This is a genomic window from Hymenobacter glaciei (assembly GCF_039539585.1).
GTDB classification, from domain to species: Bacteria; Bacteroidota; Bacteroidia; order Cytophagales; family Hymenobacteraceae; genus Hymenobacter; species Hymenobacter glaciei.
This window is the reverse complement of sequence record NZ_BAABDK010000024.1, coordinates 1-16109: the sequence shown is the minus strand read 5'-3', so window position 1 is coordinate 16109 and position 16109 is coordinate 1. Positions and strand designations below refer to the sequence as shown.

The 16109-nt window shown below is 59.3% G+C and carries 16 protein-coding genes and 1 pseudogene; 9 read left to right on the top strand and 8 right to left on the bottom strand.

Annotated elements, in window-relative coordinates:
• Positions 1-6: 6 nt before the first annotated feature.
• The 4 genes and pseudogenes from ABD837_RS15225 to rpsT form a co-directional block, all read right to left on the bottom strand.
• A pseudogene (locus ABD837_RS15225) lies at positions 7-702 on the bottom strand (S8 family serine peptidase); the annotation flags it as partial.
• Positions 703-936: 234 nt separating this feature from the next.
• Positions 937-1575, bottom strand: a complete 639-nt coding sequence (locus tag ABD837_RS15220) for a hypothetical protein (RefSeq protein ID WP_345056140.1) — start codon at positions 1573-1575, stop codon at positions 937-939.
• Between the two features lie 156 nt (positions 1576-1731).
• Complete coding sequence (locus tag ABD837_RS15215) at positions 1732-3276, bottom strand: T9SS type A sorting domain-containing protein (protein WP_345056138.1); 1545 nt, start codon at positions 3274-3276, stop codon at positions 1732-1734.
• A 208-nt stretch (positions 3277-3484) separates the two neighbouring features.
• Entirely contained in the window at positions 3485-3736 is a 252-nt protein-coding gene (rpsT, locus tag ABD837_RS15210) for a 30S ribosomal protein S20 (RefSeq protein ID WP_168674786.1), read from the bottom strand.
• Positions 3737-4013: 277 nt separating this feature from the next.
• Between rpsT and ABD837_RS15205 the strand changes: the two genes are divergently transcribed.
• On the top strand, positions 4014-4994 hold the full coding sequence (locus ABD837_RS15205) for a YheT family hydrolase (RefSeq protein ID WP_345056132.1): 981 nt from the start codon (positions 4014-4016) through the stop codon (positions 4992-4994).
• Between the two features lie 129 nt (positions 4995-5123).
• On the opposite strand, the gene rsmG is transcribed toward ABD837_RS15205, so the two are convergent.
• The gene (gene rsmG, locus ABD837_RS15200; protein WP_345056130.1) at positions 5124-5741 is read right to left on the bottom strand and encodes a 16S rRNA (guanine(527)-N(7))-methyltransferase RsmG; all 618 of its coding nucleotides are present in this window, start codon (positions 5739-5741) and stop codon (positions 5124-5126) included.
• Positions 5742-6287: 546 nt separating this feature from the next.
• On the opposite strand from rsmG, the gene ABD837_RS15195 reads away from it, so the two are divergent.
• Positions 6288-6659, top strand: coding sequence for a DUF2975 domain-containing protein (locus ABD837_RS15195; protein WP_345056128.1), 372 nt, complete (start codon positions 6288-6290; stop codon positions 6657-6659).
• A complete protein-coding gene (locus ABD837_RS15190; protein WP_345056126.1) occupies positions 6659-6892 on the top strand; it encodes a helix-turn-helix domain-containing protein in 234 nt (77 codons plus the stop codon). Before ABD837_RS15195 ends, ABD837_RS15190 begins: the two co-directional genes overlap by 1 nt.
• Before the next feature lie 53 nt (positions 6893-6945).
• Here ABD837_RS15190 and ABD837_RS15185 read toward each other — a convergent pair whose 3' ends face one another.
• Both ABD837_RS15185 and ABD837_RS15180 read right to left on the bottom strand, forming a co-directional pair.
• Positions 6946-7572: an RNA polymerase sigma factor gene (locus ABD837_RS15185; protein ID WP_345056124.1), complete on the bottom strand. Its 627-nt coding sequence runs from the start codon at positions 7570-7572 to the stop codon at positions 6946-6948.
• The gene (locus ABD837_RS15180) at positions 7563-8711 is read right to left on the bottom strand and encodes a glycosyltransferase (protein ID WP_345056122.1); all 1149 of its coding nucleotides are present in this window, start codon (positions 8709-8711) and stop codon (positions 7563-7565) included. Before ABD837_RS15180 ends, ABD837_RS15185 begins: the two co-directional genes overlap by 10 nt.
• A gap of 206 nt (positions 8712-8917) precedes the next feature.
• Between ABD837_RS15180 and tgt the strand changes: the two genes are divergently transcribed.
• The 3 genes from tgt to ABD837_RS15165 all read left to right on the top strand — a co-directional run bounded on the left by tgt (position 8918) and on the right by ABD837_RS15165 (position 12320).
• Positions 8918-10048, top strand: coding sequence for a tRNA guanosine(34) transglycosylase Tgt (gene tgt, locus ABD837_RS15175; protein WP_345056120.1), 1131 nt, complete (start codon positions 8918-8920; stop codon positions 10046-10048).
• Positions 10049-10142: 94 nt separating this feature from the next.
• Positions 10143-11222, top strand: a complete 1080-nt coding sequence (locus tag ABD837_RS15170) for an LptF/LptG family permease (protein ID WP_345056118.1) — start codon at positions 10143-10145, stop codon at positions 11220-11222.
• A gap of 150 nt (positions 11223-11372) precedes the next feature.
• Positions 11373-12320, top strand: a complete 948-nt coding sequence (locus tag ABD837_RS15165) for a DMT family transporter (RefSeq protein ID WP_345056116.1) — start codon at positions 11373-11375, stop codon at positions 12318-12320.
• Here ABD837_RS15165 and ispE read toward each other — a convergent pair.
• Positions 12317-13138 (bottom strand): 4-(cytidine 5'-diphospho)-2-C-methyl-D-erythritol kinase, encoded by an 822-nt coding sequence (gene ispE, locus ABD837_RS15160; protein WP_345056113.1) that lies wholly within the window; start codon positions 13136-13138, stop codon positions 12317-12319. The two genes, ABD837_RS15165 and ispE, sit on opposite strands and share 4 nt — an antisense overlap.
• Positions 13139-13300: 162 nt before the next feature.
• Here ispE and ABD837_RS15155 point away from each other — a divergent pair, with 162 nt between their 5' ends.
• From ABD837_RS15155 to ABD837_RS15145, 3 genes are all read left to right on the top strand, one after another.
• Positions 13301-13942 carry a sugar transferase gene (locus ABD837_RS15155; protein ID WP_345056111.1) on the top strand — a complete coding sequence of 214 codons (642 nt, stop codon included), beginning with the start codon at positions 13301-13303 and terminating at the stop codon, positions 13940-13942.
• Positions 13943-13950: 8 nt separating this feature from the next.
• A complete protein-coding gene (locus ABD837_RS15150) occupies positions 13951-14637 on the top strand; it encodes a NeuD/PglB/VioB family sugar acetyltransferase (RefSeq protein ID WP_345056109.1) in 687 nt (228 codons plus the stop codon).
• A 65-nt stretch (positions 14638-14702) separates the two neighbouring features.
• Entirely contained in the window at positions 14703-15869 is a 1167-nt protein-coding gene (locus ABD837_RS15145; protein WP_345056107.1) for a DegT/DnrJ/EryC1/StrS family aminotransferase, read from the top strand.
• Positions 15870-16109 lie beyond the last annotated feature (240 nt).

Here is a 16109-nt window from a genome sequence, read left to right as displayed (position 1 = left end):
AACTACTTAGAATGGCGTCACACCCAGTGCCGTTGCCACGTTTACCCGGCCCCAGCCGAAGCTGCCATTGCGGGCATTGCGGTTGGAACTGGCGGCCACGAGGCGGCTCATAATTTGGGCGCGGGTTTCGGTGGGGTATCTGGCCCAGATGAGGGCCGTCATGCCAGCCATGCTGCTGGTGGCAACCGACGAGCCCTCGACGGTGCTGGGGTCGTCACCGCTCATGGCCAGCGTAAGGGGGCGCCGGTCGTTGCCAGCCTGCTGCATTACCACGGTAAACTCTACATCGCCTCCCACATGGCATTCGTCGCAACGAGTGCTCAGGTCGCTTTTCATGCCGGTTACGGCAACTGCTTCGGGCAGCGAGGCCGGGTAGATGATACCTACCCAACCAGCCGTCCAGTCGAAGGAAGTGCCAGCAGCACAGAAAATCAGTTTGCCCCGGCCGTACGCATAGGCAATGGCATCGCCGATTTGCGACGAACTCGTGAGGCGCCCCATGCTCATGCTGATGATGCGTACATCGGCCCGGTTGCCGGCCAGCACGTACGCATCGGCAATGCCCTTCACCTCGCGGCTGGCATCTATGAACACATCCTCGGCAGCATGCACGGTAATCAGGTTCGCGTTGTAGGCCATGCCAACCGCCGCGCCATCGGTGCCACGTGGGCCGGCAGCCGCACCGGCCATGCTGGTGCCGTGGCCGCAGCCATCGTTCGGGGTTTAGGCGGCACCGTAGGGAATGCCAAAGATGGTTTTGCGCGGCAAGGTTACGAGGCGCTCGATGGTGCGGCCGGTACTCAGGCCCTGATTGAACGCGCTGCCCAGGTTTTCCTGAGCGTCGGAGCAACCCGTGTCAATAATCAGGATTTTAATGCCCTGGCCCGTGCTCTGGCTCCAGCCGCTTCGTACGCCGTGGTACTGGTCGGCTTGGTTTCAGCTCGATTTGCTGCCATTGGAGAGGACCGCGTAGTCGGTACCGGCCACCAGTCCAGCGGTAGCGGTATTGTTGCCGCAGCCGCTGCTGCTTAGCGACGATGCCGTACGGTTGGCTACCGCAGCCGTGTGGTTGGGCTCATAGCCCATGGGCTCGGCGTAGCGCACCAGCCCACTCGCCCGCAGCGCCTTGATGGTGGTTAGCTGGTGCACCGTTACATCGAGTACGGGCAGCGCACTTTCCTGAAAGGCAACCAACTTATCAACGGTCAGCGTGGGGTCGGCTTTCTGCTCTTCGGCCGTAATCAGGGCCAGCACTTGGGCGCGGGCAGCCTGCCAGTCAGGGTTGGTGGCCACGTCGTTGGGCAGTGCTCCCGAGAAACCAGCCGGGCGGTAGCCCACGCTCAGCACATAGTCGGACTGGGTTAGGGCACTCCACACCACGTGGGCCGGGGCCTCGTTCCAGTTGTAGCGGCCAGTGGCGCGCAGGCGCTCCATAATCTGGCTGTCGAGCTCCTGAGTGGTCAGGGCCGTTGGGGGTTCGACGCTGGGTTCGGGCAGTTGCAGGTCGTCGTGGTGCCGTTGGCAGCTACCGAGAAGCAGCGCCAGCAGCGCGGCCGAAAGCGTAAGTTTGTCCATGCGTTGTGGGAATTGGGTGAGGTGAAAGAAATAAAAGAACGATGCTGAGCAGCAACCGGGTACAAGCCCCTCGCTGCTGCCATGCACCTAAATATATCAATTATTTCCACCCAAAGAACAACTACATGCCGAATATTTTTCAGCCCCCCCGTAGGGCTATTGATGAAGCAGTTTCCAGGTAGCACTCACACCATTGGCTCCACTTAAACGCAGCAGATACAGGCCAGCCGGCTGGCCACTCAACGGTATAGTTGCGGTCGTTTGCCCGTCGGTTATTGGGCTACTCCACACCATACGCCCGAGTGCATCGGTCAACCGGAGCGTGTTACCTGGGCGGGCGGGTTGGACCAGCATGAGGGTAGCTGCTTCGGTGGCGGGGTTAGGCACGAGCATGGCCACGGCCGCCGCTTGGGCGGCGCGGGTAGGTAGTAGCGTGACAAAGTCTTGAGGGGTACCGCACGTGGTGGTCACGCCATTCACCGTTTTGCGGTAGTATTGCATACCGTAATTCCTTTCGAATGATGGGCCAACACCGGGGTTAAAAAAGAACCCCCAAGCGAAATAATCAACGCCAGGGCTGTACGTATTGCTGGCTCCGCTTTGTTGGTAAACCGGCATATAGCGCACTGTTAGGCCTGTAGCGCAACCATTAGTGCTAGTAACAATTGGTAACCCCGCCAATAGATACGGCGATGACACAATGGGTCCACTTTCCGGCACCGGCCCATAAACGTATTCGCCAGTAAGCAGCCGCAGCGCGCCGACGGGCAAACTATTCCCCGTTGACTGCCACGCATTACCCCTACGCGCCAAAGCCCAGCGCTTTACTGCAATGGGCTGATAAGTTACCGACGCAGCACCTCCACAAACGCCCGGGTAGCCATACCACTCATCCCGCTTCTGTTCGCGAAAGGTAATAATCAGGCTATCATTCGTCAGTTGCCGGCCAATTATCCGCCGCAACGTCTTGTTGTCGTAGCACTGCACCGTCGCAATCACATCGACAACGCTATAGCCGAACTCATCGCCCACCTGCATATCAAAAAGGCGTAGTGGGCTGTAAACTGACTGTTCGAAATTGGTAGGCAATGCTGCCTGCTCCAATTGGCCACCTGCCGCTCCGCCAAGCCATTGTGGTCCCTCTAGCAACCCGTAACGACGGCTTAAGCGAACGGTTTGGGCGCTGGGTCCTGCGATATTGATAACGGCAACGGAATCCTGCACGCCTGGGCTTACGGTCTGCCAACTCCGACTTACCAGCGTAGCCGTACGGGCTGGCTGCGAACTGGCCGTCCAACTGCTACCCACAGCCGCCCGCGGAAACAACGTGAGGCTAACGGCTGCCTGCACATCGGTTTGGCCTAATGCTTCCAGGGTATAACCAGGTTGGCCCGGTTGCCAGCGCAACGAGGCACCAAACAGGTTGTTTTTGCTTCTGGCCATTCCACTCCGGCCGCTGCTCGCCACCTGCTCGCGCAACCGCCGGTTAAAGGCATACACCGAATCCCCATTAGCAGCGACATAGGCCGAATCGACCCGCAGTGTAAAGTATTCGCGGCTATTTGTAGCCGGAACAGCTGCGTAGCTATATATCAGCCCCAAGCGAAATGGTCGCCACGCCTGCTGCGCGCTGGCCCCGAAGCTGGTGAACAAGAAAAGCGCGGCCAGCAACGGCCGCGCCCAGGAGTAGGCGTATTTCATCAGCGGATAGATTGACGTGGAATGACTGTTGTAAGGTAGTCATCCCGAGTAAATCATCCTTGAAACCATTCCCAATGCCAGTGCCAGCGCGCACCCGACTCGGGTACACGCAAGAAGCCCCACTCGTTACCGAGCGGGGCTTCTGTGATGAGCGGAAGACCAGACCTTGGGGCGGCGCAGTCTGGCCTTCCTAAACTCGTAGTCGCACTTAGAGCGCGTTAACGAGCTTTGTCAGCTTGCTCTTGTTATTAGCAGCTTTGTTCTTGTGGATGATGTTCTTCTTGGCCAGACGGTCCAGCATCGAAGTCACCTTCTTCAGCAGCTCCTGAGCGGCCGTTTTGTCGGTGGTCGTGCGCAGCTTTTTGATGGCGGTGCGGGTCGATTTGTGCTGGTAACGGTTCAACACGCGCTTTGCTTCGTTGCTGCGGATGCGTTTGAGGGCCGACTTATGGTTTGCCATGAGCAGGAAATATATAGGAGCGTTATGCTTGAGTTCTGTGTTTGGGAGGGCAAAGGTACAAACTGGGATTGCATTATCAAACCCCTGAGGAAAAATAGTGAATTCAAGTCCTTTCTATCGACCAACTGCCGGTATGGGCCGCCTGTAAATGGGCCCGCATTCATGCATCATTCACTTTCAGTCACTTAAATTAGTATGCATGCCGATTATGTACGAACTTTACTCCCTATCCTTTCCCACTCAGCGCGCTGCCAACTGCTAACCATTATTACGCGCCATGCCCCTCGTTGCCGATTCTCGCTACCAGCCGCCGTTTTACCTGTTTAACGGCCATTTGCAGACCATTGTGCCCAGCCTCTGGCGCACCGTGCCCGACGTTGCTTACCAGCGCGAGCGCCTGGAACTGCCCGATGGTGACTTCCTGAACCTCGACTGGAGCCGCCTGCCCGAACACCGCCCTACCGACGGCCTCGCCATCGTATCGCACGGCCTCGAAGGCGACGCCTCCCGGCCTTACGTGCGAGGAATGGTGCGCGCCCTGAACGGCGCTGGCCTCGACGCGCTGGCCTGGAACTACCGCAGCTGCGGTGGCGAAATGAACCGGCTGCTCCGTTCCTATCACCTCGGCGACACGGAGGATTTGGACCGCGTACTACGCCACGCGCTGTCTACTGGCCGGTACCGCCGCGCCTACCTGCTGGGCTTCTCGGCCGGTGGCAACGTGACGCTGAAATACCTGGGCGAGGACGCAGCCCGCGTGCCGGCGGAGGTGCAGCGCGCGGCGGTATTCTCGGTGCCGACAGATTTGAAGGCCAGCTCGGTGCAAATTGGCCGGCCGCAAAACCAGGTGTACATGCGCCGTTTTTTGAAGTCGCTGCGGCTGAAGGTGCGTGCCAAAGCGGAACTCCTGCCGGGTCAAATCAACCTGGACGGCATCGAAAACCTGCGCGATTTCCAGCAGTTCGACAGCCGGTACACTGCGCCCATGCACGGCTTCGATTCGGCCGACGCTTACTACCAATATGCTAGCTCCGGGCGCTACCTCAGCGGAATCCGGGTGCCTACGCTGCTGGTAAATGCGCAGAACGACCCGTTCCTCCCGGCCTCGTGCTACCCACGGGAAGTCGCGGCCAGCTCACCCTACGTTTTCCTGGAAACGCCGCCTGATGGCGGCCACGTGGGCTTTGCCGAGAGTAGCGGCGAGTATTACTCCGAGCGGCGAGCAGTGGAGTTTATTACAGCAGAGGTACCGGCGTAGCAGTGAGCTGAACGATGTAGAGACGCATAGTTGCGTCTCGCCGTTGAACAGCATTGCGAGAACGGTGCGGTTCCGGCTGTGCAGTGTAGAGACGCAACTATGCGTCTCTACACTGCATTAGCGAATTTCCTACTTGGCCGGCACAAAGACCACCTTCTTCGTTTCAAAAAATTCCTCCGGGTAAAAGTCACTCAAGTCCGTCACCGTCGCCTTAAGGCCCGACTCGGCAATTTCCTCCGTTAGGTCTCCCCCTTTCAAATAGTAGAGGCCGGCACCGGGCGCGCCCTGGGGCTTAAAGCGGTGGGCAATCCAGGGGTGGAAAGTAGCCAGACGAGCCACGGCGCGGCTGACCACAAAGTCGTACTTGGCGCGCACCTGCTCGGCGCGGGTTTGCTCGGCGGTTACGTTGTGCAAGCCCAGTGCGGCGGCCATGAACTGCACGGCGCGAATTTTCTTACCGATGCTGTCCACGAGGTGGAAATGAACCTCGGGAAACATGATGGCCAGCGGCAGGCCGGGCAGGCCACCGCCGGTGCCTACGTCGAGCACGGCGCTGCCTTTCGGGAACTGGATGACCTTGGCAATGCCCAGCGAGTGCAGCACGTGGCGCTCAGTGAAATTCTCCATGTCGGGGCGCGACACTAAGTTGATGGCTTCGTTGGTGGCCCGAAACTCAATTTCGAACTGCTGGAAAAGCTGGAGTTGCTGGGGCGTGAGTTCAGGGAAGTGGTGCTGCAGTAGGTTCATAGGTGCAAAGGTGCAAAGAGCAACTGTTTTGACACGCTATGCTGGTACGATGCTACTAGCCGCTTGACTTCTGATATGCACCTATAAACCTCAACCACTTTTTTTTGCAATTGATAAACAATACAAATTACCTCTTACTCAATAATTATTTATTGATATTCGATAAAAATTTCGTTGATTTGTAACCACAATCATAGCTCTTTACCCATGCGTATTCTTCCTCTGGCTTCGCTTCTGCGTTTTACCCGGCCTCTGGCCTACCTTTTACTACTTGCCAGCGGCTTCGAGGTAATACTCTTGCTAGCCCGTACAGTGGCAGCCTTCGACAGTGCCCCAGTGGAACTTACGCTTTATACGACTGACCCCAACATTTTCCCGACTCTACACGCAATACATGCAGGACTTGTCGGCGACAGCCGGCCTTCACGCACAGTTCAACTTTACGAGCCAGCCGTTAAGAGCCCTTTCGAAATAGCATCCAACCCGCAGGCGCTGGTGTTGCGCTACCATGAACCCAGCGCAGAGAGGCGGGTAGCACTGCTGTATTTGGGAGCCTCCAACGAATATCAGTCGCTTGCTTGGGGCGCATTTTTAGCAGTGGGGAGCTGGCTGTTGTGGCAGTTGCTGCTCGATGTGACCCCGGCCACGCCGTTTACCTTTACCAATGCCCGGCGCCTGCGCGGGCTGGGCTTACTGGTACTGGGGCTCGACTTCGCGCAGGAGCTGGCGTACTTGGCGGTGCGGGCGCTGGTGCCACCATTCCGGGTACCGGGCTTGACCGAACCGCTTAGTCACTACGTGCGCCTTAATACCGAGACCACGCTACCAGGCTGGGAAGTCGGCTTGATGCTACTCGTAATTGCGGCCGTATACCAGCGCGGCGTTGAACTGAGCCGCGAGGCTGAACTCGTTATCTGATGCCCATAATCGTAAACCTCGATGTAATGCTGGCCCGCCGCAAAATGACTCTCAGCGCACTGGCTGAAACGGTGAACATCACACTCGCCAATCTTTCTATCCTGAAAAGCGGGCGGGCCAAAGCGGTGCGTTTCAGTACCCTGGCGGCCATTTGTCAGGCGCTGGACTGCCAGCCAGCCGACATCCTCGAACACCGGCATGACCCGCGCGACCTGCGCTCAGTTGAAGATTAGGAGCCACGCGGTCTGCCATAAAAAAAGCCCCGACTCACATCGGGACTTTTCACTTAAATAATCTGCTTGGTGTGCTTCACCATGTCATAGAGCAGCTCGCGGGCGCGGTGCAGCTGGGCTTTCACGGTGCCGAGCGGGGCTTTGAGCTCGGTGGCGATTTCTTCGTAGCTGAGCTCGTCAAAATAGCGCAGGCTCACGAGGCGCTGGTATTTATCGGGCAGGCGCGACACCACGTGGCGCATGATTTCAATTTTCTGGTTGCGCACGGCGTGCTCGGCCGGGTTCAGGTCGTTGTCGCGGAAATCGATGGTGATTTCGTCGCCGTTATCAACCTTAATGGCCGAGTCAATCGACATGGTTTTAATTTTATTCTTGCGAATAAAATCGATGCAGTTGTTGGTGGCAATGCGGAACAACCAGGTACTGAACGCGTACTCGGGGTTGAACTTGTGCAGGTTGCGGAAAGCCTTGGCGAATGCTTCGATGGTGAGGTCTTCGGCATCGTCCTGGTTGCGCACCATCTTCAGCACCACGTGATAAACGGGCTTTTTGTAGATGTGCATTAGTTCGGCGTAGGCCTTCTCATCGCCGTGGTCCACGGCGGCTCGAATCAGCTTGAAGTCGTGTTTGGCTTTAGCTGAAAACTGTTTTTGAATATCTTGGTTGTTGTTTACTTCCATCGAAGGGTGCGGTTAAGGAAGAGTGAAGCTCCCAGAGCCAGGTACTGAATAAAATAAACCACGTCGAGTATCGGCAGGAGCCCGACGTTTACGGGCTGGTCAAGACGCCTACTCAAGCGCGCATACACGGCACTTACAAACAAAGTTCGCAGAACCCATACCACCGCCAAAGGTACCCAATTGTTTTGCGAAAAAACTAGCACAACCGTAGCCAAATAGAACAACGTATTGGCGAGCACGAAGGTGCCGATACGCATTCGGTCGGCGAACCGATAGGCCCGGCCAGCCGACAGGTGCCGTCGTTTCTGCCGCCACCAGGCCTGCCAGGTTTCGGCGGGTTCGCTCAGGGTATGAGCGCCGGGGTCAGCCACCACAGCTACGCGCTGGCCGGCGCGCACGGCATCCTGCACCAGCAGGTCGTCGTCGCCGGAAAGCTGGCGAATGTGTGAGGCAAACCCCTTGGTGGCCGTGAAACAGGCCCTGGTATAGGCTAGGTTGCGGCCCACGCCCATGTAGGGCCAGCCGCGCCAGGCAAAGCTGAGGTACTGCGCGGCCGTAAGCAGCGTTTCGTAGCGAATGAGCTGGTTGAGGAAGCCGGGCGCTTCGGTATAAGCCGAAAAGCCCAGCACGACGGCGGCCTCGCTATTCTGTGAGAAGCCGCGTTGCATGAGGCGCAGCCACTGGTTGGTGGCTGGAATGCAGTCGGCGTCGGTGAATAACAGGCGCGGGTAGCGGGCTGCTTTGATGCCGAGTGTGAGGGCATATTTCTTGGGCGCGAAGCCATCGGGGGTGCGGCCAATGGTGACAAGGCGCACGGTGCTGGGGTAATACTGGGCCAGCTGCTGGGCGTAGAGGTAGGTATCGTCCTCGCTGCGGTCGTCGATGAGGACGACTTCGAAAGCGGCGGGATAGTCCTGCTTGAGCAGCAGAGGCAGCAGGCGGCGCAGGTTGTCGAGTTCGTTGCGGGCGCAGACCACAATGGAAACGGGCTCCGTGTCGGGCCGGGGGGCATCGGCGGGTGCTTCGGCAGCGCGGCGGGCGAAGGGCCAGAAGAAATACGCCGCGTAGCACAGCTGCACCAGCACGCACGCCAGCAAAAGCCAGAAAAACGGAGACGTGGGTACGAGTGGAAGCAACAAAGCGGCGGGTACGAATGAGCGCGCAAAAGTACGGGGCGCGAAACGGGCGGGTTACCTTTGCGCTTTGTCATGCACGTCTGTCATCCTGAGCACCGCGAAGGACCTCCTCACGCTTGCGCCAGTTGGTTTACTGCGCACCGTGCAGCGGTAAGAAGGTTCTTCGCGGTGCTCAGGATGAGAGATGACTAGTGACCGTTTAATAGCAAATGACCTTCGACCTACTCGCCCAAGACCCCGCCACCAAGGCCCGCGCCGGCCGCCTCGAAACGGCCCACGGCACCATCGAGACGCCCATTTTTATGCCGGTAGGCACCGCTGGCACGGTGAAGGCCGTGAGCCAGGCCACGCTGAAGGATGACGTGCAGGCCCAGATTATTCTCGGCAACACCTACCACCTCTACCTGCGTCCGGGCTTGGATGTGCTGAAGGCGGCCGGCGGCCTGCACAAGTTTAACGGCTGGGACCGGCCCATTCTCACCGACTCGGGCGGCTACCAGGTGTATTCACTGAGCAACACCCGGAAGATTAAGGAAGAGGGCGTGAAGTTCCGCTCGCACATTGATGGCAGCCAGCATCTGTTCTCGCCCGAGGGCGTGATGGACATTCAGCGCGTGATTGGGGCCGACATTATTATGGCGTTTGACGAATGCACGCCCTGGCCCTGCGAGTACGAGTACGCCGCCCGCTCGCTGGATATGACGCACCGTTGGCTAAAGCGCTGCATCCAGCGTTTCGACAGCACCGAGGGCCTGTATGGCTACGAGCAGAACCTGTTTCCAATTGTGCAAGGCAGCACGTATAAAGATTTGCGCATTCGCTCGGCCGAGTTCATTGCCGAGCAGGGCCGGGCGGGCAACGCCATTGGCGGGCTGAGCGTGGGCGAGCCCGCCGAGCTGATGTATGAGATGACTGAATTGGTGTGCGACATCCTGCCCAAGGACAAGCCGCGCTACCTAATGGGCGTGGGCACACCGGCCAACATCCTCGAAAACATTGCGCTGGGCGTGGATATGTTCGACTGCGTGATGCCGACCCGCAACGCCCGCAACGGCATGCTGTTCACCACGCAGGGCATCATGAACGTGACAAACCTGAAGTTTGCCACCGATTTCACGCCCATCGACCCGGTATTGGAGGGCGCGGCCAGCAACTTCTACTCCCGTGCCTACGTGCGCCACCTCTTTCAGTGCCAGGAAATGCTGGGGCCGCAAATTGCCTCGGCCCACAACCTCACGTTTTACCTATGGCTGGTGAAGGAGGCCCGCAAGGAAATCATCGCCGGCACGTTTGGCCCCTGGAAGGAGCGCATGGTGAAGCAGCTGATGACCCGATTGTAATTAGTTGTTAGTTGGTTGTTGTCAGTTTTCAGCATGTTCTGAAATATTGTTGACGACCTAATACCTGACAACGAATAACTGACAACTAGCAAGAATGAATATCCTCGACAAATACATCATTAAGAAATTCCTTGCCGCGTTCTTCTTCTCGGTGATGATTCTGGTGACGGTGATTTGCGTGATTGATTTCACGGAGAAAAACGACGATTTTATTCAGCATAATCTGTCGATGTCGAAAATTATTTTCGGCTATTACATCTTCCTGTTTCCCTATTTCGCCAACCTGCTTTCGCCAATTACCATTTTTATTGCCGTGGTATTTGTGACGGCGCAGCTGGCCGCGCGCACCGAAATTGTGGCGATTCTGGCTAGTGGAGTAAGCTTTAAGCGGCTGATGCTCCCCTATGCGATTGGTGGCGCGGTGGTGGGCTTGCTGATATTTGGGTTGATTGGCTGGGTGCTGCCGCTGGGCAATAAATCGCGGGTGCAATTTGAGAAGGCGTACATCAAGCTGCCGTACCGGTTTCAGGGACGCAACGTGCACATCAAAATTGGGCCGCGCAGCTATGTGTACATGGAGAGCTACGATAACATCAATAACATCGGCTTCCATTTTGCGCTCGAAACCGTGGACAGCACCATCCTCAAGCGCCGCCTTACGGCCGATGCCATCAACTGGGATTCGACCAAGCACGTGTGGCACTTGTCGACGCAGCTGGTACGCACGTTTCGCGGGCCGCAGGACGAAACGCTGAAGACGGTACCCGCCCGCGACACCACCCTGAACCTACTGCCCGCCGACTTCGCCAGCACCTTCAAGCTGGCCGAAACCATGACCCTACCGGAGCTCAACCGCTACATCCGCACCAAAATTGAACGCGGCGCCGACGACACGCAGATTTACCTAAGCGAGAAGTACGAGCGGTATTCCTACCCCTTCGCCATTATTATCCTGACGCTGATTGGGGTGATTCTGAGCGCCCGCAAGTCGCGGGCCGGCGTGGGCGGGCAAATTGCGCTGGGCTTCGTGCTGGCCTTCGTCTTCATTATTTTCGTGATGCTGAGCCGTAACCTTGCGCAGGTGGGCAGCCTTTCGCCCATTGTGGCGGCCTGGGTGCCAAGCTCGGTGTTCTCGATAATTGGGCTGGTGTTGTATCGGTTCGTGCCGAAATAAACGCGACGCCCGCAACGTAGCCCGTAGCCGTTGCTGCGCAGCTCTCCCATCACGCGGCGAATGCCGTTTGCCTACGTCTCCTATCATATCCTTTGCCCTAATTTGCCGCGTAGTGGTGAGTTACGCAGCAAAGGCTGCGTGCCACTGCTTATGCTCCGCGACTACTTCAAGCTTCATTTCATTGTGCTCCTGTGGGGCTTCACGGCCATAATAGGCAAGCTGCTAACGGTGCCGCCGGTGGAGCTGGTGTTCTGGCGCACGCTGCTGGCCAGCACGGGCCTGGCGGCTTTGCTAGCTGCGCGCGGGCTTGAGTGGCGCATTGCGCCGGGGCAGGTGCTGCGGCTGCTGGCGGTGGGTGCACTGGTGGCAGCTCACTGGATTACCTTTTTCCTGGCCGCGCGGCTTTCCTCAATCAGTGTGTGTCTGGCCGGGCTGGCCACGCTCGCACTCTGGACCTCGCTGCTGGAACCGCTGCTGCTGTGGCGACGGATACGTGGCTATGAAGTAGGCCTGGGCTTGATTACCATGGTCGGCCTGTACCTGGTGAGCCAGGCCGAGCTTGACCAGCTGCTGGGCCTGGGCGTGGCTGTGCTGTCGGCGGGTTTGTCGGCCCTGTTCAGCGTGCTGAACTCGAAGCTGATTAAGACCCACCCGCCGCTGCGGCTCACGTTTTACGAGATGGCGGGCGCGTGCCTGAGCATTGCGCTGTTCTTCCCGGTATACAGCCACTATTTCACCGAAGGGCACGGCCTGCAGCTGGCCTGGCACGGCTACGACTGGCTCTGGCTGGGCCTATTGGCCGGCGTATGCACCGTGTACGCTTTCTCGACTTCGGTAGAACTGATGAAGCGCATCTCCCCTTTCGCCGTCAACCTGACCGTTAACCTGGAGCCGGTATATGGCATTTCGATGGCGGCGGGCATTTACTGGCTACACACCAAAGGCCTGTTGCACGCGCCACAGTTCAACGCCGAACGCATGAGCACAGGCTTCTACATCGGCACCCTGCTCATCTTGCTCAGCGTGCTCATTCACCCTTTGGTAGCGCGACTGATGAAAGACAAGCAGCCGAATTTGGAGCCGGCCATGCCGGTTTAGAGGCTGCCCTGCCATACTGTATGGTCGGCTGGCCACGTCGTGGCCGCTGGTTCGCCGGCTTCCCACAGCCCATACACCGCCGAACCAGACCCCGATAGGCTCGCATAAGTAGCCCCCGCAGCATAAAGCTGCTGCTTAATTTCGTCCAGCACCGGGTGCCCGGGCGTAAGGGCCGTTTCGAAGTCGTTGCTGACCGTGTGGCGCCAAGTGTTCATAGGTTGCGCCAAAGCCCCGCGCAGCGGGTGCTGCGGCGGGTGCGGGCTGATGCGTGCATATGCCTCGGCAGTGCTGATGTGCAGATTCGGATACACCACCACACAGCCAGTGCCTTTCAAATTCAAGTTGATTTCCTCGAATACGTCGCCTCTTTCTACAGCTAGCACGGGCTTGTTCTGGATGAAAAACGCGCAGTCGGAGCCGAGGCGACGGGCGTAGCTTTCCAGCGCTTCCACCGAAAGGCTAAGGCTAAACAACTCATTGGCGGCTTTGAGGGCAAACGCCGCATCGGCCGAGCCGCCACCCAAGCCGGCCCCAATGGGCACTATTTTATGCAGGTAGAGCTGCACCGACGGCAACTGCGGAAAATCGGCCTGCAGCAGTTCGTAGGCCCGCACGCAAAGGTTAGTTGCTGGGTCGCCGGGAATGGGACGGCCGGTGAGGGTGAGGCTGGTCGCTTGGCCGGGAGCAGTGGGGAGCATCTCGAATGCATCGGTCCACGGGAGCGGCACAAACACCGATTCGAGGCTGTGAAAGCCGTCGGGGCGGCGCTGCGTAACGTAGAGGCCCAGGTTGAGCTTGGCATTGGGAAAGACGAGCATGGACGCTTCGCTTAATGAGGAACGAGGAATGAGGAAACAAAAGAACGTCATGCTGAGCGCAGTCGAAGCATCTCTCCCGCGCAAGTAATTATTCGCCGTTGCACGCGAGATGCTTCGGCTGCGCTCAGCATGACGACCTTTGCTGACTCTTTAAAAGCCGCTGTGTCTGCTCCTACTACCTTTTACGCCCGCTACGGCAAGCGCCTGCTCGACTTGGCTCTGGCCGGGCCGCTGCTGCTGCTTACGCTGCCGCTGCTAGCAGGCGCAGCGGGGCTGGCGGCGCTGCAAAACGGCGGCCATTGGCTGTTTCGGCAGGTGCGGCCGGGTTGGCACGGGCAATTGTTTATGCTCTACAAGCTGCAAACCATGACCGACGTCCGCGATGCCGCCGGCCAGCTCCTCCCCGATGCGCAGCGCCTGCCGCCACTGGGCCGCTGGCTGCGGGCTACCTCGCTCGATGAGTTGCCGCAGCTCTGGAATATCGTGCGCGGCGACCTTAGCCTGGTAGGCCCACGCCCGCTGCTACCCGAATACCTGACTCTGTACTCGCCCGAGCAGGCCCGCCGCCACGACGCACGCCCCGGCCTCACCGGTTGGGCGCAGGTAAATGGCCGCAACGCCATCAGCTGGGAAGAAAAATTTGCCTTTGATGTGTGGTACGTCGACCATTTATCGTTCCGGTTAGACCTCCTCATCTTGTGGCGCACCGCCGGCCGGGTGCTGGGCGCACGCGGCATCAATTCACCGGGGCAGTCCACTACAACTGCTTTTCGGGGTAGTCCGCCGCCCCCGCTTTCTTCGTAAGCCTTCGCATGACGCAGCTTTTCTTTTCTGACTACGACATCGAGCCGGCCGACACGCGGCCTCCCCTCGTCATTTTCGGCGCGGGCGGTTTGGGGCGCGAGGTGCTACTGCTCATTCAGCAGCTAAACGAAGCTGCGCAAGTCAGTTGGCAGGTGCGCGGCTTTTACGATGACCAAACGCCGGCCTCGCCCACCGTGGCCGGCCTCCCCTACCTCGGCAGTGGCGCCGACCTCAACGCCACTGCCGAGGCGCTGGCGGTGGCCGTGGCGGTGGGCAGCTCGACCGGCCGGGCCGCCGTGGTGGCCCGGCTCACGTCGGCGCGGCTCAGCTTCCCGAGCTTGGTGCACCCGGGCGTGGCGCTGCACCCGCGCCAGCGCATTGCGCTGGGCGCCGGCTGCATCATCCAGCAAAGCTGCGTGCTCACGTGCGACATTACGCTGGGCCGCTTCGTGCTGCTCAACCTGGGCTGCACCGTGGGCCACGATGCCGAACTAGCCGATTTCTGCTCGCTGATGCCCCACGCCAACGTGAGCGGCGCGGCACGGCTGGGCACCGGGGTGTACCTTGGCACCAATGCCACCGTGATTCAGGGTGTGCGCGTGGGTGATAACACCATTGTGGGTGCCGGGGCCGTGGCCGTGCGCGACCTGCCGGCTGATGTTACGGCGGTGGGTATGCCGGCCAGGGCAATTTGATACTGAAGAAGAATATTGAACGTCGTGCAGAGACAAGCACGACGCTCGACTACAAGAACTAACTAATGCGCAGCCAGGATTACGACCGTTTATACCTTTCCCCACCTCACCTTGGGCGCCACGAGCTCAACTATGTGCACAAGGCCATTGAGGATAACTGGGTGGCCCCGGCCGGCCCCAACATCACGGGCTTCGAGGCCGACATCTGCGCGGCGGTGGGCGTGCCGCACTGCGTGGCGCTGAACTCGGGCACCGCGGCCATCCATCTGGGGCTGATTTTGCTGGGCGTAGGGCCGGGCGACGAGGTCCTGTGCCCGTCGTTCACGTTCGTGGCCACGGCCAACCCCATTGTGTACCTGGGCGCCACGCCGGTATTTGTGGATAGTGAGCCCGAAACCTGGAACCTCTGCCCCGAGCGCCTGCGCGAGGCCATTGTGGACCGCTTTGCCCAAGGCAAAAAGCCCAAAGCCCTCGTGCTGGTTCACCTCTATGGCATGCCAGCTAAGCTGCCCGAAATTCTGGCGCTGGCCAAGGAGTTCGATATTCCGGTGCTGGAAGATGCCGCCGAAGCCCTTGGCTCGGAGTGGCAGCAGCAGCCGCTGGGCGGCTTCGGCCAAGTGGGCGTGTTTTCCTTCAACGGCAACAAAATTCTGACTACCAGCGGCGGCGGTGCCCTTGTGACGTACGACAAAGCGCTGGCCGATAAAGCCCGCTTCCTGGCCACCCAGGCCAAGGACGATGCCCCGTACTACCAGCATTCGGAAGTGGGGTATAACTACCGCCTCAGCAACATTCTGGCCGGTATCGGGCGCGGGCAGATGGGGCTGCTGGGTGAGCGCGTGAAGCGCCGTCGCCAGATTTTCGACTGGTACCGCGAGCACCTTGCGCCGCTGCCCAGCATCACGGTGGCGCTGGCCCCAGAGCCCGCCGGCAGCCGCTCGAACCGCTGGCTCACCACCATCCTGCTGAACCCCGCCGACCCGGACGCACCAGATGGTCCCATCAGCACGCCCGAAGCCCTGCGCCTGCACCTCGAAACCCGCAACATCGAGAGCCGCCCGCTCTGGAAGCCCCTGCACCTGCAGCCTCTGTTTGCTGATGCGCCCATGTACGGCGGTGCCGTCTGTGCCGACCTGTTTGCCCGGGGCCTGTGCCTGCCCAGCGGCACCGCCATGACCGACGGCGACCTGCGCCGCGTGAAAGAAGCTCTGACGGAGGCGCTGGGGGAGTAGGTTAGGTTTGTCCTGCTGACGCTGAAGCGGCTGCTGATTTTATTGAGTTCACGAAACTCATCTACCTGGCGCGTTTCGTAAACTGTGAATCGTAGACGAGTTTCTTGAACTCATCGGGTCCTGCAGCGGCCTATTGCCACCTGATATCGGGCAGCTGCGAGCAGTTCACGAAATAGAGCGATTGATTACCGCACGCTACCCTCATTGAGCCCCGCCGTGCGCATATTCGCTTGCAGGTGA